This window comes from Collimonas sp. GW821-FHT02H07 (assembly GCF_059421505.1).
This window is the reverse complement of the sequence record NZ_JBWKVC010000001.1, coordinates 582013-606270: the sequence shown is the minus strand read 5'-3', so window position 1 is coordinate 606270 and position 24258 is coordinate 582013. Positions and strand designations below refer to the sequence as shown.

16 protein-coding genes and 1 tRNA gene are annotated in these 24258 nt (G+C 57.8%); 3 read left to right on the top strand and 14 right to left on the bottom strand.

Annotated elements, in window-relative coordinates; genetic code table 11:
• Positions 1–46 precede the first annotated feature (46 nt).
• On the top strand, positions 47–1327 hold the full coding sequence (locus AC07V8_RS02520) for a DUF2863 family protein (protein WP_494721445.1): 1281 nt from the start codon (positions 47–49) through the stop codon (positions 1325–1327).
• Between the two features lie 169 nt (positions 1328–1496).
• Here the strand turns inward: AC07V8_RS02520 and AC07V8_RS02515 are convergent, their stop codons facing one another.
• Positions 1497–1838 carry a hypothetical protein gene (locus tag AC07V8_RS02515; protein WP_494676795.1) on the bottom strand — a complete coding sequence of 114 codons (342 nt, stop codon included), beginning with the start codon at positions 1836–1838 and terminating at the stop codon, positions 1497–1499.
• Between the two features lie 81 nt (positions 1839–1919).
• Positions 1920–3041, bottom strand: a complete 1122-nt coding sequence (locus AC07V8_RS02510; protein WP_494676796.1) for a M14 family metallopeptidase — start codon at positions 3039–3041, stop codon at positions 1920–1922.
• A gap of 167 nt (positions 3042–3208) precedes the next feature.
• On the opposite strand from AC07V8_RS02510, the gene AC07V8_RS02505 reads away from it, so the two are divergent.
• Positions 3209–3285: transfer RNA gene (locus AC07V8_RS02505), tRNA-Pro, on the top strand.
• Positions 3286–3629: 344 nt separating this feature from the next.
• Here AC07V8_RS02505 and AC07V8_RS02500 read toward each other — a convergent pair.
• The 8 genes from AC07V8_RS02500 to AC07V8_RS02465 all read right to left on the bottom strand — a co-directional run bounded on the left by AC07V8_RS02500 (position 3630) and on the right by AC07V8_RS02465 (position 19653).
• Positions 3630–3983 carry a hypothetical protein gene (locus AC07V8_RS02500; RefSeq protein WP_494676797.1) on the bottom strand — a complete coding sequence of 118 codons (354 nt, stop codon included), beginning with the start codon at positions 3981–3983 and terminating at the stop codon, positions 3630–3632.
• 257 nt (positions 3984–4240) lie between these two features.
• Positions 4241–4519 carry a hypothetical protein gene (locus AC07V8_RS02495; protein WP_494676798.1) on the bottom strand — a complete coding sequence of 93 codons (279 nt, stop codon included), beginning with the start codon at positions 4517–4519 and terminating at the stop codon, positions 4241–4243.
• A gap of 10 nt (positions 4520–4529) precedes the next feature.
• A complete protein-coding gene (locus AC07V8_RS02490; protein ID WP_494676799.1) occupies positions 4530–13709 on the bottom strand; it encodes a two-partner secretion domain-containing protein in 9180 nt (3059 codons plus the stop codon).
• Positions 13710–13827: 118 nt separating this feature from the next.
• Positions 13828–13956: a hypothetical protein gene (locus tag AC07V8_RS02485; RefSeq protein WP_494676800.1), complete on the bottom strand. Its 129-nt coding sequence runs from the start codon at positions 13954–13956 to the stop codon at positions 13828–13830.
• Between the two features lie 186 nt (positions 13957–14142).
• Positions 14143–14373 (bottom strand): hypothetical protein, encoded by a 231-nt coding sequence (locus AC07V8_RS02480; RefSeq protein WP_494676801.1) that lies wholly within the window; start codon positions 14371–14373, stop codon positions 14143–14145.
• Between the two features lie 16 nt (positions 14374–14389).
• Positions 14390–15280 (bottom strand): peptidyl-prolyl cis-trans isomerase, encoded by an 891-nt coding sequence (locus tag AC07V8_RS02475; protein WP_494676802.1) that lies wholly within the window; start codon positions 15278–15280, stop codon positions 14390–14392.
• A gap of 32 nt (positions 15281–15312) precedes the next feature.
• Positions 15313–17100, bottom strand: coding sequence for a ShlB/FhaC/HecB family hemolysin secretion/activation protein (locus AC07V8_RS02470; RefSeq protein WP_494676803.1), 1788 nt, complete (start codon positions 17098–17100; stop codon positions 15313–15315).
• A 6-nt stretch (positions 17101–17106) separates the two neighbouring features.
• Positions 17107–19653 (bottom strand): two-partner secretion domain-containing protein, encoded by a 2547-nt coding sequence (locus AC07V8_RS02465; RefSeq protein WP_494676804.1) that lies wholly within the window; start codon positions 19651–19653, stop codon positions 17107–17109.
• A gap of 559 nt (positions 19654–20212) precedes the next feature.
• Here AC07V8_RS02465 and lnt point away from each other — a divergent pair.
• Entirely contained in the window at positions 20213–21766 is a 1554-nt protein-coding gene (gene lnt, locus AC07V8_RS02460; RefSeq protein WP_494676805.1) for an apolipoprotein N-acyltransferase, read from the top strand.
• Here lnt and AC07V8_RS02455 read toward each other — a convergent pair.
• Genes AC07V8_RS02455 through AC07V8_RS02440 form a run of 4 tightly spaced genes read right to left on the bottom strand, consistent with a single transcriptional unit; the run spans position 21763 to position 24249 of the window.
• Positions 21763–22131, bottom strand: coding sequence for a DUF192 domain-containing protein (locus AC07V8_RS02455; protein ID WP_494676806.1), 369 nt, complete (start codon positions 22129–22131; stop codon positions 21763–21765). The two genes, lnt and AC07V8_RS02455, sit on opposite strands and share 4 nt — an antisense overlap.
• A 7-nt stretch (positions 22132–22138) precedes the next feature.
• A complete protein-coding gene (locus tag AC07V8_RS02450; RefSeq protein WP_494676807.1) occupies positions 22139–22849 on the bottom strand; it encodes a TadE family protein in 711 nt (236 codons plus the stop codon).
• A 4-nt stretch (positions 22850–22853) separates the two neighbouring features.
• Positions 22854–23360, bottom strand: a complete 507-nt coding sequence (locus tag AC07V8_RS02445) for a tetratricopeptide repeat protein (RefSeq protein WP_494676808.1) — start codon at positions 23358–23360, stop codon at positions 22854–22856.
• Positions 23361–23379: 19 nt separating this feature from the next.
• Positions 23380–24249, bottom strand: a complete 870-nt coding sequence (locus tag AC07V8_RS02440; protein WP_494676809.1) for a type II secretion system F family protein — start codon at positions 24247–24249, stop codon at positions 23380–23382.
• Positions 24250–24258: the final 9 nt, after the last annotated feature.

Below are 24258 nucleotides of genomic sequence, written 5' to 3'. Positions count from 1 at the left end.
TTGGATGCAAGCATCCGCTACGGTCGCGCAGTAAGACATTGACCCTATGTTGTCAGCCCTTACTTTAATCACTATGCGCCGCCCGTCAAAAAAACCTTCCCGTAAATTTTCCGCCGACAGCCACCGCCTGGCCGAGCTGGCGCAAGCATTGATTCAAGCCTCCAGCCGCCTTGAGGAGCGCGCTTGGGAGCGCGAGATTGAAGTGTTGCTCAACAAGCATTTCAAGGCCCAGCACCAGGAACCCATCGACAGCGCCCTGGAACAGCTGTTCCCGGCCCAGCCAGACGCTTACGACGCCCTGATGGACGTGGTCGAAGCCTGCAGCGAATCCTGCAGCATCGACTACCAGGGCAAGCCGTACGACTGCCTGCTGATTGGCATTCCGCTGCTGGCATGGACCCGCTTTTCGATCGGCTCGGGACCGGTTGCGGCCGACACCATGACCGCCATCAGCGCCCACCTGCACGCCCACATCCTGGCGCCCGAGGTACTGACCGGCATCGTGCCCTCGCTGTACGCCATCGACCAGCTGCCGCGCAGCCATGCCGACACCTTCGCCCTGCTGCAGCAGCTGTCGCATGCAGCGCTCAGCGCCGCGCCGGTACGCAGCCCGGCCAATCCGCCGCAGACAGCGCCCTACCTGGCCGACACCCGCTACCTGCTGGCGGCCCTGGTGGTGCCAAGCGGCATGCCGCTGTTCCGCTGGCAGATGACGCGCGGACAAGCCGGCCACATCGCCACCGATAAGGAACTGGCGCTGGAACAATGGCGCAAGCAGGTAACGCCTAATGTGACGCGCCTGCTGCCGGGCTGCGGCGTCCAGCTGTTGCTGCCGGAAGCCTACTACGCCGCCTGCCGCGAAGCCGACCTGCAAATCCGCCCTGCCTCGCTGCGCGCCGCCAGCTACTACCTGTCGCACACGCTGGACATCGCTTCCAAGGACCTGCACGCCAGCATCGGCCGCTTCAGCGAGCAGCCGGAAAGCGGCCGCGTCGATGAATACCGCATCGGCTTCTCGCTTGGCCAGACCAACGAAATCATCTACGGCGTGGTATGGCCGCTGTACGGCCCGGAAGAAGCCAACGAAGAAATCATCACCCGCTCCAGCGACAGCGACGCCGCCGCGGCCGAACCGGAAACCCCGCTGGAACAGATCCTGAGCCTGCTGCGCGAGTGCGGCATCGACGATATCCAGCGCCACACCGACCTGTTCGCGATGGAATTCTGCGACGACTGCGGCACGCCGTTCTATCCGGACCGTGAAGGCGATCTGGTGCATCCGGAGACGCCGGAAGATACGCCGAGCGGGTCGGCGCACTTTCACTAAGCACTATTGAGAGTTTCATGAAACGCGACGCAACCAAACCCGGTTTTCGTCGCGTTTCACATATGCAGCTAACTGGGGTCGGAGTGAGGTTTTTGCGCGCTTTTTCCAGAAACTTCACTCCGACCCCACTTCGCGGGTTACGGAGTACATGCCGAAAAATAGCGTGAATTCAGCGCCGCGCCACCAGCAACATCATCGGACGGTCGCGCTCCTCCTCCAGCTCCGGCCGCGCCAGCAGCTGTTCGGCGCTCGGCCCCCATTCCTCGACATGGCAGATGGTGAAACCGCCAGCGATCAGCAGATTGAGCAAAGTACCGATGGTGCGATGCTGCTTGATCACGCCCTCGGCCAGCCAGTTGGTGCTGCGCGGCCCTTCGACCTGGTCGCGCAACGGCGGCAGCATTGCCTGCAGCGCCGGCCACTCAGGCGCGCCTGCCAAGCCCTGCAGCGAACGTCCGAGCCGGCTATAGCCTTCAAAGAAGGCCGGATCGTCGTAGATATTTTGCGTCATCGAAAAAACAATGCCTTCTTGAACCGCATTGCACCTGCATCATGAAAACGGCAGCCTTGGCTGCCGTTCATTACCGCATGATTATTCAAAGGCACGCAAAATTGGCTGCAGCACTACCTCGCCCAGCCGGGCGCTGCGCGCACCATCCCAACCCACCTGCGCATCCGGCAGGTTGGCGTTGTCCTTGAACGGCAATTCCAGCGTCAGCGAGACGCACTTGAAGGTGTGGCCGATATATTTGGACGCCAAGGTCAACACATCGCTGCTGTATTTGCTGGCCGAATAGCCGAACTCGGTCTGGAAATCCGGGCTGGCGCGCTGGAAGTCGTCGATGAACTTCTGCTGTTCCTGCGCCTGCTGCGGACTGAAGTCTTCCAGCATTTCCGAACCCGCCACGAAAATGTACGGCAAGGCTTCATCGCCATGCACATCGAGGAACAGATCGCAGCCGATTTCGTGGATCTTGTTTTTCACCGCGAACACTTCCGGGCTGCGCTCCAGCGACGGCGTCATCCATTCACGGTTCAGGTTGGCGCCTGCCGCATTGGTGCGCAGGTTGCCGCGCACCGAACCGTCCGGATTCATGTTCGGCACGATGTAGAACACCGCGTGCTGCAGCACTTTGGTGGCCAGCGGATTGGCGCTGTCCAGCAAGGCGTCGACCATGCCTTCGACGAACCATTCCGCCATGGTTTCACCCGGATGCTGGCGGGCGATGACCCAGACCTTCTTGGCCGCCTCGGGATTGCCGATCACCAGCACATTCATGTCGCGGCCATCGACCGTGCTGCCGATATCCAGCACCCGCGCCAGCGGCGATTGCTCAGCCTGCCCCAGCAACGCCAAGTGACGCTCCCAGGAATACGGCTCGAAGTAAGCGTAGTAGACGCTGTCGTAGTCCGGCGTGTGGCTGATGGTCATGACCTGACCGTCAAAGCTGGTCGGCACGCGGAACCAGTTTTCCCGATCGTAGCTGGCCACCGCCTGGTAATTTTCCCAGCCCTTCGGATAGGTCGTGGCGCCGGCGTTCAGGAAACGGATGCTGCAATCCTCATCGCGCGCGCCCTGCAGGCGGAAATAAAACCACTGCGTGAAATCGGCATGCGAATCGCTGCGGATTTTCAATTCGATTTGCTGAGGACTATCCGCGCGCACGACTTCAATCGCGGCGGCGTCGAACTGCTGGCTAATTTTTATTGACATAAGATTATTGGATGAGGATCATCGGCAAGATGTGCTGGCCAATCAAGCTGAATAATGACGCAAGGATCGGCAGCAACACAGGCCGGATAATCGGTGGAAAAATTTTTTAGATTCTTTGCATTCCGTTGGGAACAAAGCAACTAGGCCTGATATAATAACAGGCTTGTCGGGGCGTAGCGCAGCCTGGTAGCGTACTTGCATGGGGTGCAAGGGGTCGGAAGTTCGAATCTTCTCGCCCCGACCAATTGAATCAATGACTTAGGCCAATCTTCGGATTGGCCTTTTTCATTTTTCCGGATTTCCCCCCAACTTTGCCCCCAACGAAATGAGATGCTGCTGCACTGAATCTTCTCACTTTGCGGTCAAGTCAATAACGCCATCAGAAGAATTTTCGCTAAAAACGGACCACGCTTGGGAAGTAAACCTTCAATGCGCTACTGGCGGGTTTTAGTGCTCTTCGTTTTAACGGCATGCATGTGCAGTAGAGTTTCCCCTCGTGCCTCACCTAGGAACAATTCGTATCAAACCGACTGCGAGTGATGCTTCCTGCGGCCTCGGTCAATGCTCTCAAATTGCGACTGTTTGGAATCAACCCTCGCGAACGTGGCAATCAATTGCCGCTGCGTTCGCCAGCTTTCCCGAGTTGCTTAGGCTCTTGAGTGCTCGGTTGACCGAAGGAATGAGTCGTCGCGGATACGAGCTTCCCTTGTAGGTAAAATCTTGGAACTGCAGAGTAAATTGCTCTCGGTTTCTGTCTGTTATATCCAGCCACAATGCTGGCTTGATGGGGCTTCGATGTTTGCTATGATTGGCCAAAGCATTGAGGTAAGCGAAGTCGTCGCCTGTAGCGAGATTCTTTAAGCCTTGAGCGATATTATTATGCTCCGCTGTTTGCCCCAGTTTTTTCGTGACGCTTGTAAGGGTAATGTTTTGCTCTGGCATCTACTACAGTAACACCATTGATCATCGGAGTAGATCCGGCGGTACTATTTGTAGCATTACTCGAAGATGATGTCCCATTGCCACCAATATTCCCAGAATTCCCAGAATTATATATAACGCTTGGTCCTTGAGGTTGTGCGGATGGATTCACCAGCACGTTATTGCCTCCAGACTGGTCAACTGGGGTAGTTATCGGATTGCTAGCTTGCGGACCGGGGTTCGGCGTGAATATCGGCCCGCCTTTCACCAGAACACTGCTACTCGCCGGAGCGAAACGCTTCGAACCTGCACCATTGTGGAAAATCACCTGTAAAAATAAAAAAATCGTCAATATAAACAAGCCCATTTTTTTCAAGAGATCTCATGCAATCGTCAGCAGCATCTCCACCAAAAAATGGGCCAAGTGAAATAAAATTTTCGGACTCATCAAAATACCGATCAAAATGAAACTCGGTAAGTATCAGAGACAGATTTACAGATTTTTCTTTTAGCGCCTCTCGGCGAATGACGATCCCGAAATCAGAAGATATTCGCATATTCATGCTCCTATTTGGCCTTGGGGAGAACTACCCCATTTGGCACATTGATCTTTACGTTATAAGTCGGCGTACTCGAAGACGGCTGCAATATTTGAAAATTATTTGACGCATTCCCGGGCTGCAGCATGGCACCAGGCACAGCAAAGTCGATACGTATGGTCCCATTTGCTCCTGGTGGATATGCAGCACCAGCTGTCGTTACATACACCTGAGGAGTGCCGTTTTGCGGCACTGCTGACGGTATAGCCGTTCCTTGATTCTGCACCCAAAGTGCGGCCTCTGCCGGAGATACCCAACGTGAAACGGTGACATACCCGGGAGGTAATGGTCCGTTCGCAGCACCAGGACCGAGTGGATAAACTGTATAGGTATTAGGCGGTGCCGGTATATTATTTGCACCATTTGATCCGCCATTCGAACTACCAGAATTAAATATGACATTCGCCCCTTGACCTTGAGGCTGCGGTGCCGGATTCACCAGCACATTATTGCCCCCCCCAGACTGGTCACCTGGATTAAACAGCGGGCCGCTGGCTTGCGGATCGGGGTTCGGAGTGAATATCGGCCCGCCAGCTTGTGGCGTGGGATTCGGAGCGCCGCTAATAACCGTCGATCCTTGCGGAGCGGAAATCGGTTTTCCATTAACGCCGCTTGGCCCTAAAAGACTATTGGAGAGGTCGTTTAGCAAGCCAGAAGTGTTATCCACAAAATTACCAACTAAATTGCCAACCGCTGCCCCGCCTAGCCCCCCGAGCAATCCTCCAAGAGCCGTTCCCCCGGCGACTTCAGGCGCTATAAAAAAAGCATTTCCACCGGAGGTAAGAACAGTGGCTCCTGCTGCAGCCCCACTGGAAAGCACGGCGCCAACACCCATTCCCACAACGGTACCGACAGCACCGACGGCCTTGGCGTAAGCATTACCGCAGTTGGGATTTTCCGATCCACACGAATTATTCAGCGTCTCGTTTTGTGCGGCCGTCGCTGCCACCGTTGCGTTTTGTCCCAATGCGGCGGCCACACCACCACCAGCCAGCATTGAGAGCGCCGTGATCGCAGCAAGTTGGACGCTATCTTGCTTGCCATTGGCATCAAGAACACCTTGACCTCCTGTCACAAGATTTGCCATGAGCGGTGCAACCAATGCACTAGTTGCACCACCAATTGCCCCCGAAGCGCAGCTATTTCCGCCCAAGGCAGCAGCTGCACAACCCAGCAATGCATGTTCACTAACGTTTTGGAGCGAATAAGTATCAGTTGTGACACCAATAAAATTCGCTCCAGCCGCCGCTCCAGCCTGAATCAGGCTATTTTTGAACGCACTACCAAAGCTGCCGCCACCAATAATAGTTTGTACCCCGGCACTAATCGCGCTATCGGCGACGACAGCACCAATGCGTGTTCCTAGCGTAGTCGCAGTCGAAGCACCGGCTTGTGTCACCGTACTGCCGGTCAGTCCATTCCCTACGCTTTGCGCACCGCCCAGGTTAGCGAGACTGTTCGGATCCGTCAGACTGTTGGTCATACCTAAGCTGCCGCTGTCGTAGGTAATCCCCTGCGTTAATCCCGCCGTAATACCACCAATCGCGCCGGCCTCGAAGGTTGTGCCGAGATCCAAGCTACCGGTCGTAGCAAGCTGAGTAAAGGCACTGCTCGCCATTGCCCCAACCGCTGCAGCTACCGCTGAGCCGGTAACACCAGTTGCTCCGATAGCGCCGGCAAGGGCAACTCCGGCTGTGCCAGCAGTGACAATGCTCAATGCAATCGCTGCTGCAATGATTACGATGGTTGTCGTCGGATCGGCTTTCTTCGTTTGCACCCATTCCTGCTGAATATGGTTTGTCGCCGTCGATTGCGTGAAGTCGCCGCCGAGCTGCTGTTTCAGCCCGTCCAGCAACGCCTGGCTTCCGGCCTGGTTGACAGTACCATCGGCATTGAGCTGCTGGAACTGTCCACTAATGCTGTTGACGCGATCGACATTGAGCTGATAGTTGGCCGCCGACAGGAAGCCGCCCGGCTGGACTTCGTCGCCGGTGACCTTGGTATAGCCCTGCTTGTCGGTGCGGTAGGTCTGTACGCCAATATCGGCGTTGCGCGCCTCGTTGTTGAGCTGTTGCGCGTTGATGATCAGTTGCTGGGCGCTGATGAAACCGGTATTGGTCACCGTGCCGTTCGGATGGTCGGCGTCGCCGGTGCCGGTGGCCGTCAGGGTGACCTGATTACCCTGGATCACGCCACCTGCCAGCGCGCCTTGCGTGGCTTGCGGCAGATAGACCTGCGGCATCAACGCATTGATGGTGCCGCACTGGAAGGTGCCCGTGGCTTTGCAATTCGGATCCGGCACGGCCTGTTCGACGTACCACAGCATCGGCGCGGTCAGCGCATTGATCTGCTGTTGCGACAGCGCTTGTCCCAGCTGGATATTGTTTTCGGTCGCGTAGTTGATCGCGTTGCTGTACAAGACCGCCTTTTGCTGATCAGCCAGGCTCACTTGATTCTTGCTGTCCCACTGCACGCCGCTGACGAAGCTGGCGTTGCCGGTCTGCGCCAATGCGGCTTGCTGCAACTGCTGGTCTTCCGTAAATGGATCAAAGTAGAACGGTACTGAGCCGTTCGGCTGCAATGCCGCCGGCAGATTGTTCAGTAGGACTTGCGGCGTCAACCCACCCAGCACATTGCTGGCAGGATTGGTGATCACATATTTTGGATCGTTCTTGGTGCTCTGAGTCGGCAAGCCACCCTGCCCTGCTGGCGTGCCGGCAGTAAAGTGGAAATTGCCGTTACCCACAGTCGAGGTCAGCGCCGTCGCGAAACCCTGGCTGCCGATGGCCGCGGTGGATGTGGCACCGCTACCGTTGCTGGCAGTGGCAATCTGATCCGGTATCAATGCCTGCGGCCCCACATTCGGATTGGCGTTCACCTGACCTGTAGCACCACCCGCGCCGGCAGCCTGATTGGCGCCGTTCTGGGCGTTCGTCGCTGCAGTCGGCACACCAATCGGTCCCAGCGGAATGATGTTTTTCGGGGCAGAACCCGCCGGCGTCATGACTTGCGGATTGGTATAACCGTTAGTGATGTTGCTGCCGGTCAGGTTGACCTGGTAGCCAGTAATGGTACCGGTGTTCTGCAGGGAGGCGTACTGACCGCCCTGGCCGTTGACGTTCAGGCTTCCGGCTGCCTGAATGATGCTGTTGGATTGGTTCGGCGTATTGTTGTTGACCGGATCGTTCTCGCGCACGTGGTCGCACGAACCCAGGCTGCAATGGTTTTCGACATGGCTGTGGTAGCTGGTGACCGCCAGTACATCCGCATTGTTGTTCAGTGCGCTGGTGACGGTGATATTGGTATTCTGTCCGGCATTGATCAGGCTACCGTTGTTGTTCAAGGTGGCGCTGTTGATCGTGACATTGCGCGCGCCATTGATGACGCCCGCCTGGGTCGTTTCGGCTTGTTCCGTCACGCCGAAGAAATCCTGGTTCAGATCGGCGACGGTCTGCCCGGCAAATGTGGTCTGGCGTGATTGCAGGCCCACGGTGCCGCCGCTGCGCTCGTTATTCAAGGTCGCTGCATTGATGCTGACGTCGCCGTTCGTGGCCTGGATCGTACCCGACAGATTGCTGACCGTACCTGGGCTGGTGATGCTGACATTTCCCAGGGCTGCCAAATTCGCATTGTTATTGGTGACATTACCTGCAGTGATGCTCAAGTTACGCCCTGCCACAATCGTCGCCGGATCCTGCGTAATCACGATGCTCTGCGAAAGCGGATTGAAATTATCACTGGTCGAGAATGGCCCGGTCGGATTGGCCACCACCAGGCTGCCTTGCGTAATGACGTTGTAGCTGGTCTCGCCCTGGTTGGTCAGGCCGGCCACGTTGAAGGTGACGTCCCGGCCGGCGACGATATTGCCCGCATTGACCAGGTTGCCGCCGCTGATGCTCAGATCCTGGTTCGCCACGATCTGGCCGCGCACGCCCAGCGCCGTGGTGGTGCCGCCGGTGCTCGGCGCCACCACGCTGGCGGTCGGTGTCGGCGTCAGTGTCGGCGGCAAGACTGTCGAGGTACAACCGCCCTGCGCCTCACCCGGGCACGGCGCATCGTGCTGGCCGACGATGCTTGTTCCCAGCGCATTCAACTGCGTCATGAAACTGTTGAGTTCCCCCTGGTTGACGGAGGTAGCCGTCTTGGAGGTGATGATGGTGTCGGAACGGCCGTTATCGAGGCTCTGTACATTCAGCACCACATTATTGCCGCTGATGGTGCTGCCGCGGTTAGATAAGCTGTTGGCGGTAATGCTGGTGGTGTTACCGGCGGTGATCAGTCCCTGCTGGCCGTTGGTCTGGCTTTGTACCGTAGTCTGCACTGTCGGCAGTGTAAAAATCTGCTTGGGCGCGCCACTGTAAATGTAATTTGGATTCTCGCCGGCAAAGTACCAGGTGCCTGCCGGCCCTTCCAGAGCAACTTCGGTTGCCTGGATCGTCCCCGTCGTCAAGTTGGGGCTCAAGTCACCCAGGGTGACGTTTTGCTGCACGTAGGTATCGGGCTGGCAATTGTCGCCGCTGCAGCCGCCGGAAACCAGGACCGGCTTGGTGCCGACCACGGTCGACAGCAACAGGGTCGGATCGCTGATGGTGGTGGTCGTATTTTGCAGATCTACCGGCGCTGCGCGATTGTTGTTGACGGAGGCGGCGTTGATGTTGACGTTGTTGGCCGCGGTGATGCTGCTGCCGACGTTGGTCAGGCTACCTGCCAGCGTCGCATTCACATCGTGATTGGCCGTCGTAGTGCCGCCTGTATTGTCGTAACTCGCGCCCGAGAGATTCACGTCGCGCACCGCCTCGACCTTGCCGGCGTTGGTGACTGTGCCGCCCAGGTTGACGTCACGGTCGGCGTGGATCACCCCGCCGGCCTGATTGGTCACGACGCCGTTCAAGGTCACGTCGTTGCCGGCGATGACACTGCCGCTATTGGTAAAGGAAGCACCGCTGATGGAGATGTCCCCGGATTTCTGAATCGTACCGGTATTCGTAAACGCATTGGTCGCCTGCAGATTCAGGCCCGATCCAGGCAGATTCCAGTTGCCGTTCACATTGATCGTGTTGGCAATCAGGGTCAGCGTGCCGTTCAGGTCGACTTTGCCGAAGCTCGCCGCGGTCGGGTCGATGTTTTGGTTCGGCAGTTTCAGGGTAACGTTATTCGATGCGAGGATCTGGCCGCCAGTGTTATCGAAGCTACCTGCTCCGCCATTGACGGTCAGGCTGACATTGCCAGAGCCCGGCGGCGCAGTGGATACAGCACTGGTGTCGCCGGCAAACAGCAACCCGCCTTGATTGGCCGCGAAGGTGTTGGTCACCAGGTTCAGGTTGTCGCGCGCCAGCAATGCACCGTTGGTATTCACAATGCTGTTGGTCGCGTTGACGTTGGTGTTCACGCCATAGACCGTGCCCGCGTTGGTCAGGTCGGCGGCATTGATGGTGGTCGTGCCCAGGGATTGCAGGGCGGCGCCAGCACCGTTATTGGCTTGCTTGGTTGCGATATTGACGTCGCCAGCCGCTAACCAGTTGCCGTTGTTGGTGACGCTGTTGGCGCCGTTCAAGGCCGCGCTGCCCTTGACGACACCAACGTTATCCGTGGTGACGCTGTTGCTGGCCGTCGCGGTCAAGTTACCGCCGATGGCGTTCACTGGATGCGGGTTCGCCGCGGTGATGCTGGTCGCGCTCGCAGCGCCGCCCAGGGTGATATCTGTGGCCGTCAGATTGGCGTCATGGCCCACGGTCAGCAGGCCGCCTGTCAGGTTGAGACTGTTTTGTGCGGTGGCTTGCAACTTGCCGCCGACATTCAAATCGCCTCCGGTGGCGATGTTCGATCCGCTTAGGGTGCTATCGCCGAGACTGGTGGTCACACCGTTCAACGCCAGAGTCTGGCCGGCCGTCGCCGTCAAATTATTGCTGGCGCCGACTGTGCCTTGCGTCGTCAGGTTGCGGCCAGCGCTGAGGCTCACATTTTGCAAACTGTTGACGGCGCCGGCGGCCACCAGGTCCGTGCCTGCATTGGCTTGCAGGTTGCCGCCCGTTGTCGTCGCGCCGTTCAGGGCGACATTGCCCTGTGTGGCAGCCAAGGTTGCATTGCCCAGCACCGTCGTGGCGCCCAGGCCCAGGTTGTTACCGGCTGTTGCGCTCAAATTACCGCCAACACCGACCGTGCCGGCCAGCGCGATATCCTTGGCGGCCGTCAGTTTGGCGTCGTTGGTGAACTGGGTATTGCCAGCGCCAGCAATGTTGCCGCCGGCAGTCAGTGCGCCTGCACCGTGACCGGCCAGATTGCCGGCCAAGGTGACATTACCATTTTGAGCTGTGATCGTCGTGTCTTTACCGACCTGGGTATTGCCGCCCAAGGTGACGTTATTCGCCGCAACGGCTTGCAGGCTGTCTTGCGCATTGACGTCGTCGCCAACCGTCAGATTGCCGTGCTGGCTTTGCAGAACGGCTGCATTTTGCGCATAGACTTGGCCGCCAAGAGTCAAATCGCCGCCAGAGGTGGCGTTCAATCCAGACAAGGCCAACACACTGCCGGTCGTGCTCAACGTGCCGTTTTGTGCCGTCAGGTTCGTGTCGCCCAGGGCAATGACCGTGCCGCCGACGCCCAGATTGCGGGTCGCGTTCAAGGTCGTCGCGCCATTCGACAGCGTGCCGCCGGTGACCGCGATGTCGCGTCCGGCGTTGACTTGCAACTTACCCGTAGTCTGAGTCTGACCGCCCAGGGTAGCGTCGTTGCTGGCGGCAATCGTTAAATTGCCGCCGCTGGCGTTGCCGACCGTCGTTGGTCCCGACAAGCTGACGTTGGCGCCTTGCAAATTGGCGCTGCCGCCATTATTGCCGCCAGCGGTGACCGCTGCCAACGATACATTCTGACCAGCAGTCGCCGTTAAATTACCGCCCGTTTGCAGCTGGCCGCCAATCGCGATCGCCTGCCCTGCCGTCAAAATCGTGTCAGTGAGCGCCGTCAGCTTGCCGGTGCCGGTGATATTTTGCCCTGCCTGCACTAGCGCCGCGCCACCGGAAGTCAGGTCACCGTTGAGCGCGACACTGCCGCTGGTCGCGGTGATGCTGGTATTGCCGCCGGACTGCGTGCTGCCGCCCAGCGTGACGTTGTTCGCTGCAGTCGCGTTGATCTGCTGTTGCGCCGCCAGCGACCCGCCAACGTTGATGCTGCCGTGTTGGCTTTGCAGCTGGGCGCTTTGCGCCGCATAGACCTGGCCGCCCAGATTGGCGTCTGTGTTGGCCAGAACGTTGACGTTGCCACTGGAACTGACCACGTTGCCGGTGGTAGTGACGCCGCCTTGTTTGCCTTGCAGGCTCAAATCGCCCACCGCGCCGGCCGTGCCGTTGATGGTCAGATTGCGCGTGGCGGCCAGCGCCAGTGCCGTGGCGCTGGTGATACTGCCGTCGATCGTGATGTCGCGTGCTGCATTCAGTGTTGTCACGTTCGGCGCCGTCACGCTGCCGCCCAGAATAATATCGCCGGTACCGTCATGACCCAGCGCAGTCAGGCTGAGTGCATTGCCGGCCTGAAGCTTGCCGCCCAGGTTGATCGAATTACCCGCCGTGGCCGTAATACTGTTGTCCGCTACCGCCCCGCCGGCGCCTGTGATATTCCCGCCGGCCTGCAGGTTGACATTCTGATGGGACTGCAGGCTGCCATTGGCCTGTACATTGCCGTTCGCGGCAATCGTGACGCCCTGCTCGCCCAGGCTATCGCCGTTGGCCGTGACATTGCCAGTCGACGTAATGTCGACGGTAGTCTTACCGTAGGTGGTGCCAACCCGGATATCGCCATTCGCATCAATTGACGTTGCCCCGACACTCGAAGTGAGCGTGCCGTCATTACGTACTCCCAGCCCCTGGCTGGTTCCAATAATTTTAATCTGGCCTGATTGCATCGCGCCGAAGGCACTGGCATCGATTTGCAGAGCATTTTGAGCGGAGGTGTTGCTCGCAGCCGTGTTGGTGCCGTTGCTGCTGACCTGATAATCGCTACCGGCCCTCCCCTGTCCCGGCTGGGACTGCGCGACGACCTGCTGGCCGCTAATCAGATTAATCTGCTGGCCAGCATACAGTGGCGCGTTGACGCCGATGCTACCCGCGATCAGATCAATTGCGCCGACCGTTCCTTCAATGCCGGCGCCCGGCTTGCCGTCGGCGCCAGGCAGACCTTCGATCTGGATATGTCCGCCTTGCACGTTGTACGCCAATGCGCTGGCATTGTCGAACGATGTAGCCGTGCCACCGGGGCCGCTCAGGAACTGCGGCGTGCCAGTAGTCAAGGTGAAATGCGGCGCGTTCGTCACGCCGCAGCTGGTGCAGTTCACACCATTCGGATTGATCACGATCACCGAGGCGGGTGCGCCAAACACTTCGATGGTGCCAAAAATATTGCTCGGGCTTCCTTGCGAGGTCACCTGATTGATAATCTGGGTCGCGGTGCGGCCGCCCAAGAACGGATTGGCAGCGACATTCCCGCCCAATAAACTGCCCCCTGCCGTCAAGCTGTTATTCAAAATCAAGCCGACAGCATCAACATTAAAGGCGCTGTATTGATTCAACGAAATGCCGTTTGCGTTCGGCTGGGTGATATTGACCACCGGAACAGACCCATTTGGACCGGCGCTGCTGGTGATCTGCGGTTGAAACCGGATCGGCGCATTAGGGTCGGTAATCGGCGCTGCCATAGCGCTGTGCGGGCCGAATTGCACCGACGGCAAACCCGCTTCCGCTTTCGCCAACAGTGCGCGCGTCATCCCGGGTAGTTGCTGTTCCAGCTGCGCTTGCAGCGGCACCCAGTTGCCGCTGTGCTGTGCTTCCAGCACGTTCTGCTTCAACTGCCCCGCAAAAAATTGCCAGTCAACCGTTGCGTTCCTGGCCTGCTGCAGCTCCGCGCTGACAGCCAATTGACCCGCCGACTGCGTCGCGTTGTGCCAGGTCACCTGCAAGGGCGCCAGCCACAATATCGCAGCCAGGGTCGCGGCAACCGCACGCTGCCAGGGCTGCACTTGCGGTGCGCCATCCTGCGATAATCCAAGCGCGCCCTGCTCCATCGATCCAGATCGATTAACAGGTAGTTCAAGGCGTAGTGCGGTGGACAGACGCGATTGGTCCAGACGAGACAGCAATTGACGGAGCGAACGATGCATGGTTTCCCTGATTTCTTTTTTTATTGATGCAATATGATTGAGACCGTGCTTGCGCGGCAGAGACAACTGCCCATCAACACTGTCTGTACAGCGCTAGCGGCTCCGTGATGAGGAGCTGCTAGTCTTGAATCGTCGGCTTGCGAACGAGTTCGTTCAGCCGGGCAGCGCCCCGCTGATAAAGGTCCAGCACCAGCAAGCGCAACAGCGGGATGCACGACAAGGCCACCAAGACAAAATAGTTTTTCAATTTTTTCCCCTTGCTGCTGATGTTGTGCGGGATGATTATTTCTGAAAAACCATTTTACAAAGCGGTATCCGGCAGCACGAGGGAAGTTCCGCAAAAACTGGCCAAATTAACACTCGTTTGCAAATTGTTGCGCACCAGCCACCGCCGTGTTTGTCATAACTTGTTAAGCAATGACAAATCGTTCGCTCACTTCATACGCACCTGATGCGACGCGGCGGGAGGCAAAATAAAGTACAGAAAACCGTAGGTGAACAGCGCCGACAGCGTGATCGCTATGATGGCGATGCGAATGGTCCCGCGAGAACGCCGAGCTGCATTACTGTTCCGCCCTTCTTCCTCAGAACGCCGGACCGCCTCATAGGAATACCCATTGACGCCACGCAGGCCGGTTGGATCGTCTTTCTTCCTGGCGGTCATGCGATCTGCTCCCCCATTACTGCTCGATCTTGGCCTTTTTCACCAGGTCGCTCACAACGGCGACCGTCGCCTTTTCCAGCGCCGCCGCTTCCTGCTGCTGACGCAGCACCGCCTTCACATCTTCATACTTCGGCACCTGCGTCGGGCGCACCTGTTCCAGTTTGAGAATGAAATAGGCATTGTTCCAATTCACCGGCGTCAACGTCACGCCGCCGGCTGGCAAAGCAGTCAGCGCCTGGGCGATTGGCAACGGCAGATTCTGCGTATGCCCTTCCTGGGCTGGCGTCTTGAAACTAATCCAGTCAAGTTCGCCGCCGCGCGCCTTGTTCTGCGCCAGGCTGACCTGTTGCGCCAGCTGCGCGAAATCGGCACCGGCTTTCAGCTTGGCCAACACGTCGGCCGCTGCTGCCGCGTCAGCGACCTGGATCAAACGTGACTTGTATTCCTTGTCGCCCAGGCTGGCCACGATATTGTCGAACTGCGCGCGGACTTGCTGTTCAGTGACGGGCGCCGGTTTGATGACATCGCGGAGATACAGTTGGGTGACGGTCGCGTCCTTGGCCTCTTGCATGGCTTGTTTCACTTCGGGCCGGTTGTCGTAGGCGTGCGTCTTTTCTGCGTCCTGACGGAACAGCTCGCGAGACACCAGTTGATTTTTTAAGGCCGCACGCAGATTCGGGCTATCCGGCAGTCCGGACTGCTGGACAGCGCGCTGCAATTGCGCGTCGGTGATAGCGACGCCATTGACCTTGGCGATCACGCCTGGTCCGAGATTACTGGCCGGCGCTGGAGCACTCACAGGCACAGGGGCAGTTTGTGCATATACACCTGGTGCGACGACCACAGTAGCGAGGCTGCACGCTACTAACAAGGGTTGAATCTGACGATAGGTGGATGCGTAAAACATGACATTTTCCTCTTTGTGTTCAATCAAAAATTTCAGTATGACCAATTCAAACTAGCCAGCAACAATGTACTTTTTAGCGGCGAATTGTCCGGTTGCACCAAGGCACGCGCCAACAGCACTTCCCCTGTAAAACGTTGCTTGCCGACGGTTGCCTGCATACGCGCACCGAATCCGGCGCCGGCCAGCTGCTGATAAGCGCCTTGCGCGATCAGCTCAGTGCGACCTATGTCCAGGAATGCATACGGCTCAACATGAATTCCGGCGAACTCGGGTGCATTGACCCAGGCCACATCATTGCGCCAGGTCAGGCCGCGGTCGCCGCTGGCGCCGCTGTTATCCTGGAATCCGCGCACCGAGGACATGCCGCCGGCAAAAATCTGTTCAGAACCGAACAGCGCTTCCTTGCTCCACTGCGCATTCAATTGCGCGCGCCAGTTCCACGCCGTGGCGCCGACTTTTCCAATGGGTAGCGACAAGGTTGCCGTGGTATCGAGTTTGGTGAACTGGCTGTGCGCGTCGCTGCTGGTAATACCCGGCGCGTCAGAGCTGGCATCCAAGGCATGCAAGCCCTGCGACAGGCCGACATCGAGCGTCCAGCTGGCCTGCTGCTCGTTAAAGGCGAAGCGGTGCAAGGTATTGGCAGCAATACGCAAGACCGTCAGGCGCTGGGGATCCAGATCCAGGTCATTGACGTTGCGCGCGACCTTGCGCCGTGACAAGGTAACGTCGAATGCATTTTTGACCGCCTGGCTGCGCGACAAGACATAATTCCAGCCGAAAGTATGGCTCGTCGTGTTCCCGTACAGGAGCGCCGTATTGCCGACCAGATTCTGGTATTCGGAAATCGCCCCGGTATAGCTGAAGGTGCTGTAGCCGATCGGCAGTGTGACAGAGCCGACCAAGGCGTTCGTATCCAGACTGCCGCTGTAACTGATCGAGAACAGCTCTTGCAAACCGAGCAGATTGTCAGCTTCGGCGCTCAGGTTGGTGCGCACCAGGCCGGTTTGATTACTGCCGTAGTTATCGACGCCGACGTTGTACCAGAAGCGGTCGCCCGGCGGATTATTCAGTGCGACGATCGAGCTGCCAGGCGTGGTGCCCGGCTGGATCTGCATTTCCGCCTTGTTGCGGCGCAAGCGATTGATTTGGTCGACGCCCTGCTCCAGATCGGTCAAGTTCAGGGTTTCGCCAACGGACGTCGGCATGGCCAGCAATACGCCGCGATCAGTCAGCCAGCCTCCACCCTGCAAGGGACCAGAAGCGGCGTAACCCTGCGCAGTCGACAGCGGTTGACCATTCAGGGTGATTTTTTCGATCTTGCCGGGAATGACGGTGATGATCAGCTTGCCATCCTTGAGATTTTGCTCTCCCAGATAGGCGCGCGTGGTAATCATGCCGCGCGCGACAAACGCTTCCGTCAAGCGGCGCAATAGTAAATTGATGCGATTACTGCCCAGATGCTTGCCGATGAATGGCCGGGTGATTTCTTCCACCTGTGCAGCGGGCAGCACGGTATTGCCTGCCAGGTCGATATGATCGATCTTGAACGTCGGCTCGGCATCCGGCAGTGATTCAATATCGACGCCGACGGCGAGCGTTTGCGGTGGCGGTTGCTCGACTGTGATCTGCGGCGGCGGTTGGTTGATGGCGCGTTCACGCTCGCGGTCCTTCTGCTCCTGCAGCAAGCGCTGCCCCGGATCCTGCTCAACGCGGGGCGCCTGTTGCGCCCAGGCGTGTTGCATCGTGGTCGAACCGACCAACAATAAGACCGTCGCCAGCGCGATGGGCCGCATTTGCGGAGTAAAACGGGTTCGCATCATCTGACCTTAATGCCACAACCAGCTGATCAAGCCGAGATGACGGTTAATCGTGACCGGATCGTTTTGCGGATTCTTCAGGGTCAGCACACCGCCTGTCGCGGTGACGCCGCCGGCGCCGCTGAACGAGCCGCCATCAATGACTTCTTGGCCGTTGATGACGATCTTGCCGACATTCGCCATCCAGCTGCCGCCGACATCCATGGCATACAGCTGTGCCCAGGTGTCGCCGAACCAGGATTTGAAGCCGCGCGACTGTTCATAGGCGCGATAACCGAGCACGCCCTGGGCCAGGACGGTCGGCGCGGTCACGGTCAAGTTCCCACCTGATGCGGTGACGGTGCCGCCGATATTACTGGCCGAGGCGCCGGCGGTAATCTGGATATTGTTGCCGGCGCTAATGTTGCCGCCGACGCTCTGCACCGTGCTCGACGCGCTGCTGTGGCACACAATCAGACAGCTGCGCTGGAACTGCGCCTGTCCAGAAAACAGCGCCGAATTTTGAAACGACTGAGCTGCGTTGATCGAGATATCGCTGTTATTGTTGGCCAGGATCACGCCACCCAGATTCAACACATTGCGCCCGCTGATGGTGGTTCCCGCATAGGAAACCAGATAAGAGAGCTGATCGGGCCTATCCAATTGGCCGTAGTCGACAGAGAAATTACTGGTGCTTTTGGTCAGGATCAGCCAGCGCGTGCCCTGGCTCTGACTTGTTTGCGGTTGCTCGTTATTGCTGCCGGCCTGTTTGTCGACGATGTTGCTGACGTCGCCGGCTGCCGCAATGTGCAGAGCGCCGTTTGTCAGGATTCGGCCATAGTGATTTTTGATATTCCCCTTGGCTTGCAAGCTCACGTCGTCATTCACGCCGAACACAGCCGCCAGCGTATTGGCATCCGGCGATTCATTGAGTATATTGCCGCCGGCGGTCAGCGTGACCGCCCCTGGCGAAGCGCTATTGGCCGCGTTGCGCGTATTTCCTTGAACCAGGCTGCCACTATTGAGAATGTCCGCGCCGCTATTAATGATCACGCTGCCGTTGGTAGCGACGACTGTCGAACGCGCAGCGCCGTCGTTTTGTAGTGTAAAGCCGGCGCTATTGGTGGCGATATCTGTCGCCGCCAGCAGGTCCGAACCGGTGATGCTGATCGGCCCGGTCGTCTTGACGCTCACCGCACCGCCAGCCGATTGCAGGCTTGCCCGTTGCAAGACGCTGCCATCGGCGCTGTGCAGTGCCGCCAGTGTCAGGCTGGAGACATTCACGATGCTTCCCGCCGTGCCATTGACCTGAGCCCCGGACATTTGCAATGCCCCGGGCGAGCTGATGCTGACGGTGCCACTGCTTGAATTCACTTGCGTCGGCGCCGCCGCCTGTCCGTTCCAGCCTGATGCCAAGGTGACGCTATCGGCGTCCAGCAGCACATTCTGTTGCGCGTTCAAGGTGCTGGCGTTGACTTGCAATGCATGCCCCTGAGCGAACACGCCAATGCCACCGGTTGCTGTCAGATTGCTGTTGGCGATGGTCGTGTCAGCCGTGGCTGCATTACCCTGAACGCCGAGCAAGATGTCGCCGCCTTTCGTGATTTGCGGGTTGCCGGCCGCGACAGTGGCATTCGCCAGCTGAATCGCGGTCGAACGTATATCGATGTTGCCACCTGCCGTCAGCGATGGGTTGCCATTGACGCCAGCAGCGGCGCTCAGTCCGGGCGCTGCCACGATCAGATTGCCAGCCGCCGCAATCTTGCCGCCGGCGATTTGCACATCGCCACTGGCAGAGATCGAAAAATCGCCGACATTGGCGAGCATCTTGCCGGCATGCTGGACGCCGGCTCCCTGGTCGGTGACGATCAATTCAATACGCCCGGCGGTCAGACTGCCGAGCGGGGTGATGTCGATGGCCGTGACCGGGTTCTTTGTATTCGGGGAGGTGTAGCTGATCCAGCGTGTAATATTGTCCGTGGGCGATACGCTGCTATCGATTTCCGCATGGCTGTCACCGACAACAGCACGAATGCCGGCGGCGCTGCCGCTGAAGGAATTGGTGACTGGTCCATTGACCACCAGGTTCTTCGCGATCAGCTCCAGATTGAGCATCGCGCCGCTCAGGCCTTCCGGGCCGATGACGATCTGACCTTGATTCGTATTGAGGATGATATTGCGCTGGGTCAGACCCGGCGCCGGGATGAAATCGTTGAACGACACCTTTCCCGTGGTCAGGGCGACGTTGCCTGTATTGACGAACGATCCGCCATTCACCGTGATCCCGTTCGGATTTGCCAGAATCACATTGGCGCGCGGTCCGAGAACGGTAATGTCGCCCTGGATCAGGCTGGGATTCGTGCTGGTGACCTGGTTGACGATACTGCGGGCGTTGACGCCGATATTGTTGAGACTGGCGCCAGCCCTGCCTACATTGAACTGGCTGTAGGTGTTATTGGAAACGCCAGATATAGCAGGGGCAAGATTAACCGTCTGCCTGCCGTTAGCGGCGGTATTCACCGTAGTGGCTGTACCGCCATCGCTGACAATGCCCGTCGCCCCGGCCGTTGCGGACACGCCTAGCGACAAGCTGATTAACAGTACGAACGGTTTTTTGCGCGCAGTCCTGGACTGAGAGCCGCTCGTGAATTTCGCATGCCTTCCCATCTGCTGCCTTTTTATTATTTCCCCGAGGCGCGATTTTACAAAAAGAGCATCATGTTCTCCTAAAGAAACCTTCCAAATTGATATGGATTTTTCAATCCTTGACAAATTGTTGCAAATAAGCATCGTTAAATTTCCATGCGGGAATTTTTTATTTGTCGTAATTGCAACTCTCGTGTGTTTGGCATGCAAAAGAAAATGCAGCCACGCATCCGACATACTTTTCCGGCTGGTTGCGTGTTTGGAGGATTAGCAACCCATCCATCAATGGCCGCCTGAAAAACAACCCCAAATTAACATCCAAATATTTCAATGGAGCAATGTATTATTTGGTATAGTGACGAAAGAATCACAACTCTTTTTGACCTCTCTAGCCTCTACACACATTGATCTTCTGCATGAGCAAGATAATTTGCGCTGCCCCACTGAACGATATTTTTAAACGCTTTCGGCATTTACGGACAAGCCGGCCATGAAGCCAGTCACCGGCCGCGCTTTGGCCTACGTACTGGCTACCGTATTTGGCATTTCACTCACACTCTCCTTTGCTCCAAGCCATGCCTGGTGGTTTACGCCATATTGCTTGGCCAGTTTGCTCATTCTGCTAATCGGCAGCCGGCCGTCATACGCGGCGGCGCTTGGATTGTGCTTCGGCCTCGGCTGGTTCGGCGCCGGACTTTGGTGGGTTTTCACTGGGCTATATGCCTACTCGGACGCCGGCCTTCTGGCTTCCGCAGCATTGACCTTTGCGTTGCTGCTATACCTCAGCATTTTCCCTGCACTTGCGGCAATGTTGATTTCTATCCTGCAAAGAGTTCAAACGGCTTCATGGCATCAGAATGCTTTCGCAGCACTTGCCGTCGCCGCGGCCTGGACTTTATGCGAATGGCTGCGTGGCACCCTGTTCGGCGGCTTGCCCTGGCTGGCAACCGGCTATGCCCATAGCAATGGGCCACTGGCGGGTTTTGCGCCGCTCATTGGGGTGTATGGGCTGTGCTTTCTCAATGCGAGTGCTGCGGCCTTGTTGCAGCAGTGTTTATCCGCGCTAAACATGCCAATGCAACAGCGGGTTAAACAATTGGCAGCGCCAGCAGCCATGCTGGTCTGCCTCCTTGGCTGCGGCCAATTACTCTTGCAAGTCGGATGGACCGAGGACACTGGCCGCAAGATGACGGTTCGACTCATCCAGGGCAATCAGCCACAGCAAGAAAAATTCTCGATTGGCGGCCTCGAAAATGCGGTCACGACCTATGTCAGCTTTGCCGCAGCAAGTCCTGCGCATCTTACGGTGCTGCCGGAAACGGCATTTCCGATGACCTGGAACAGCATGCCCGAAAATGTAAGGCAGACCTTCCAAACCATCGCCGATGAACGCGCTACCGCCATACTGATCGGCACTGCGTTGGCCCCGGACCAGTCGTCACGCACGAAACTCCCTGACACCAACAGCGCCATTGTCCTGTCGCCGCATGCACAAGCCGAGAAGACCAGCTATCGCTACGACAAAGAGCATTTGCTGCCCTTTGGCGAGTATCTGCCCGCTGGAGCGCAATGGCTAGGACCGATTCTCAACCTCCATTTCAGCGCTCTTGGCGCTGGCGGCAGCAATCAGAAAATACTCACACTGCCACAGGGTAAGCTGGCGCTTAGCATTTGCTATGAAGACTTGTTTGACGTGGCGCTGGCGCGCAAGGCGAACGATGCGGAAGCGCAGCTGAATATTTCGAATTTTGCGTGGTTTGCCCATTCTTTCGCGCCGGAGCAACATCTGCAAGTTGCCCAGATGCGCGCGCTTGAAGCCGGGCGCTGGTTCATGCAGGTGTCCAATACCGGCATGACTGCCGTGATAGACAATCACGGCGCAATCCAGGATATCCTGCCGAAAAACAGGACAGATGCCCTGGATGCAGAGATAGTGCTGCGCGATGGCGTCACGCCATTCATGCGATATGGCAACACTCCCATCCTGCTGCTTTCGCTATGCGCTGTCCTGATCGGAGGCTTGAGACGCTATCGACAGGTTTAGCTGCCGGCAGCCTGGGGTAGTTCGAACAGCATGTGGTCGACCTTGAGCGGGCCAGCCAGCGTTGCATATTGCAGGCCGACCTGGAACCCCAGTTGCCGTGCCGCTCCTGCCTGCAATTCCAGGCACGAGTACCCCCCTTTCCCATAGACAAAGCGCCAGGGGCCGACACTTTCCGCTACGTGCGTCACCAGACCAGCTCGGTCGAAAAACACGACGTCGATCGAAAAGCGCATGAACCAGGTATGGATGCTGGGACAAGGAACAATCAGCAATCCCTCATTTCCGGCCAGGCTGCGTCGACTCAGCAATCCGACTGCGCGGCTAAGCAGAGTACGCGCAACGGTGATATGCAATGGCGAATTCATGCGGCGCTCAAAGAATTTTTCCGGATTCCGGCGGTTCGGTCATGCGGATCACCGCCTGCGACTTGATCGGGATGCCATAAGCGCCGCCCACGCCGCTGTAGCACGCGATATCCTTGGGGTCCAGGGAAGGCAGTAAAGGCAGCTCCTTGTCCAGCCCCAGCAATACGGTTGACACCATCTTGTCGATGATGGGAATCGGCATCGGGTAGCAGAACCTGGCTTCAATCTTCAGCAACAGCGCATCCGCCCGTGTCTGTCCGCCCAGAACCCTGTTGTCGTTCATGATATTCGTAGTCGGGATGATGCGTCCGCCGCCGCCAGGCTTGGGAATGCCAAAGTTGGTGAACGAGGCAGCTGTCGGATTCAATATTTCTACCGAATTCAGCGGCAGCAGCATATACGCGCGCGCCTTCACGTAAGCCTTTGAAACCACGGCGACATAGTTGCCGTTGCTCACATCGACCGTGGTATTGGCAAACAAAGGCACGATGGCCTTGGCAAAGTTATTCGCCATCACCGTCTTGTCGCCGCCGGCCGCGGCGCCGGCGCGGGCGGCGGCAAAGGTCGCCAGGTTGACCGTATTCTTGGCAACGAAGAACAAGCCTAGTTGCAGCACCGCCATGACCATTGGGATGAAAACAAAAAACGACACCACATAGAACTCGACCGATGCTGCACCCTTTTGCCGCTGCCATTTAAGTGATCGCTTCGCTTTCATCGCCCTACCTCATGTCGTTCTTCGGCGCTTCGAATTGCGCAGTGGCCGGCTCGACGGCATGATCGACATCAGCCAGCAGCTCTTTCAAGGTGACGCGGTTGCTCTCGCTGGTCTGATCGCTGGCGACCGCCTTGGTGGCAGCCTTGCGGAATTGCGCCAGGTGGGCAATCGCCAGATTGGACCAGGCCTTGGACATGGCCGGGTCGTAACGCAATGCTTCGCGATAGGCAATCACGGCCAGGTCAGGCTGGTCGTTGCGCAGATAGGTGGTGCCAAGGCGGAACCAGACTATCGAATTGTTCGGATAGGATTTGATGATGCTCGAATAGACTTCGCCGGCTCCGATCAGATTGCCGGCGGCGGCAAGCTGTTCCGCCTGTGCCATCTTCGATTGCAAGGCCGCCTCGCTCATCTTGCCGGACTCGGCATCTGCGTTCAGGCCAGTTGTAGCGCAGCCGTTGCACAATAAAATTGCCACAACTGCGACAAGCATCAGAATACGTTGTTTCACTACCAAAATATCACCTCGTTCATTGAAATGCGTTCATCATCTTCATGGCAATCGGGAACCCCAGCACCAGGAAAGTACAGGGGAAGATGCACATAATCAAAGGTCCCAGCATCTTTACCGGCGCTTCCATTGCCAGTTTTTCCGCGCGTGCAAAACGTTCATTGGTGCGCTGTGTGGATTGCGCCCGCAGCACGGTGCCGAGGCTGGCGCCGGTCTTTTCTGCCTGCACCAGCGCAGTCGTCATCGATGTTACTGACGAAATGTCCAGGCGCTCTTCCAGTGCACGCAAGGCATCGATGCGGGTGCGTCCCGAGCGAATCTCGCGCAACAGCCTGGCAAAGGCCCGCTGCAGAGGGTTGTCCGGTGATTTTTCGACCGCGATATTGATGCCTACCGTCAGGTTGCAACCGGACTCGATGGCCAGCGTCAGCATGTCTAGAAAATTCGGCAGATTTTTCAAGACCTGGATTTCGATCAGCTTGATGCGGTCGCGCATCCACAGTTCCAGATACATAAAGCCGAAGAATCCGCCCACCAGAGTCCAGACGACGCTGTGTATGCCCATCCACAATCCCATCAGCGTGACGAACAGGCCGATCAGGAAGCCGTACACGATCTTGGAAGAGACCCATTGCTGCGGACTCAAGGCGTAATCGAGCTCGGCTTTGCGCAGGCGGCGTATGGTCTTTTCCCGATACTCAACCGTCAGATGCGGACCAACGTAGTGCGACACGATCTCCACCAGGAACCAGATCTTGCGTAGCAATCCCGGCGGTTTGTCAGCATAGGTCCGGTCCTGCTCCGGGACCGCAGAGACAATCTGGTAGGTGACAAAGCAAAGAATCACAATCGAAATGGCGAATAACGCCGGCAACAGCAGTGAAATCATGGCGTCTCC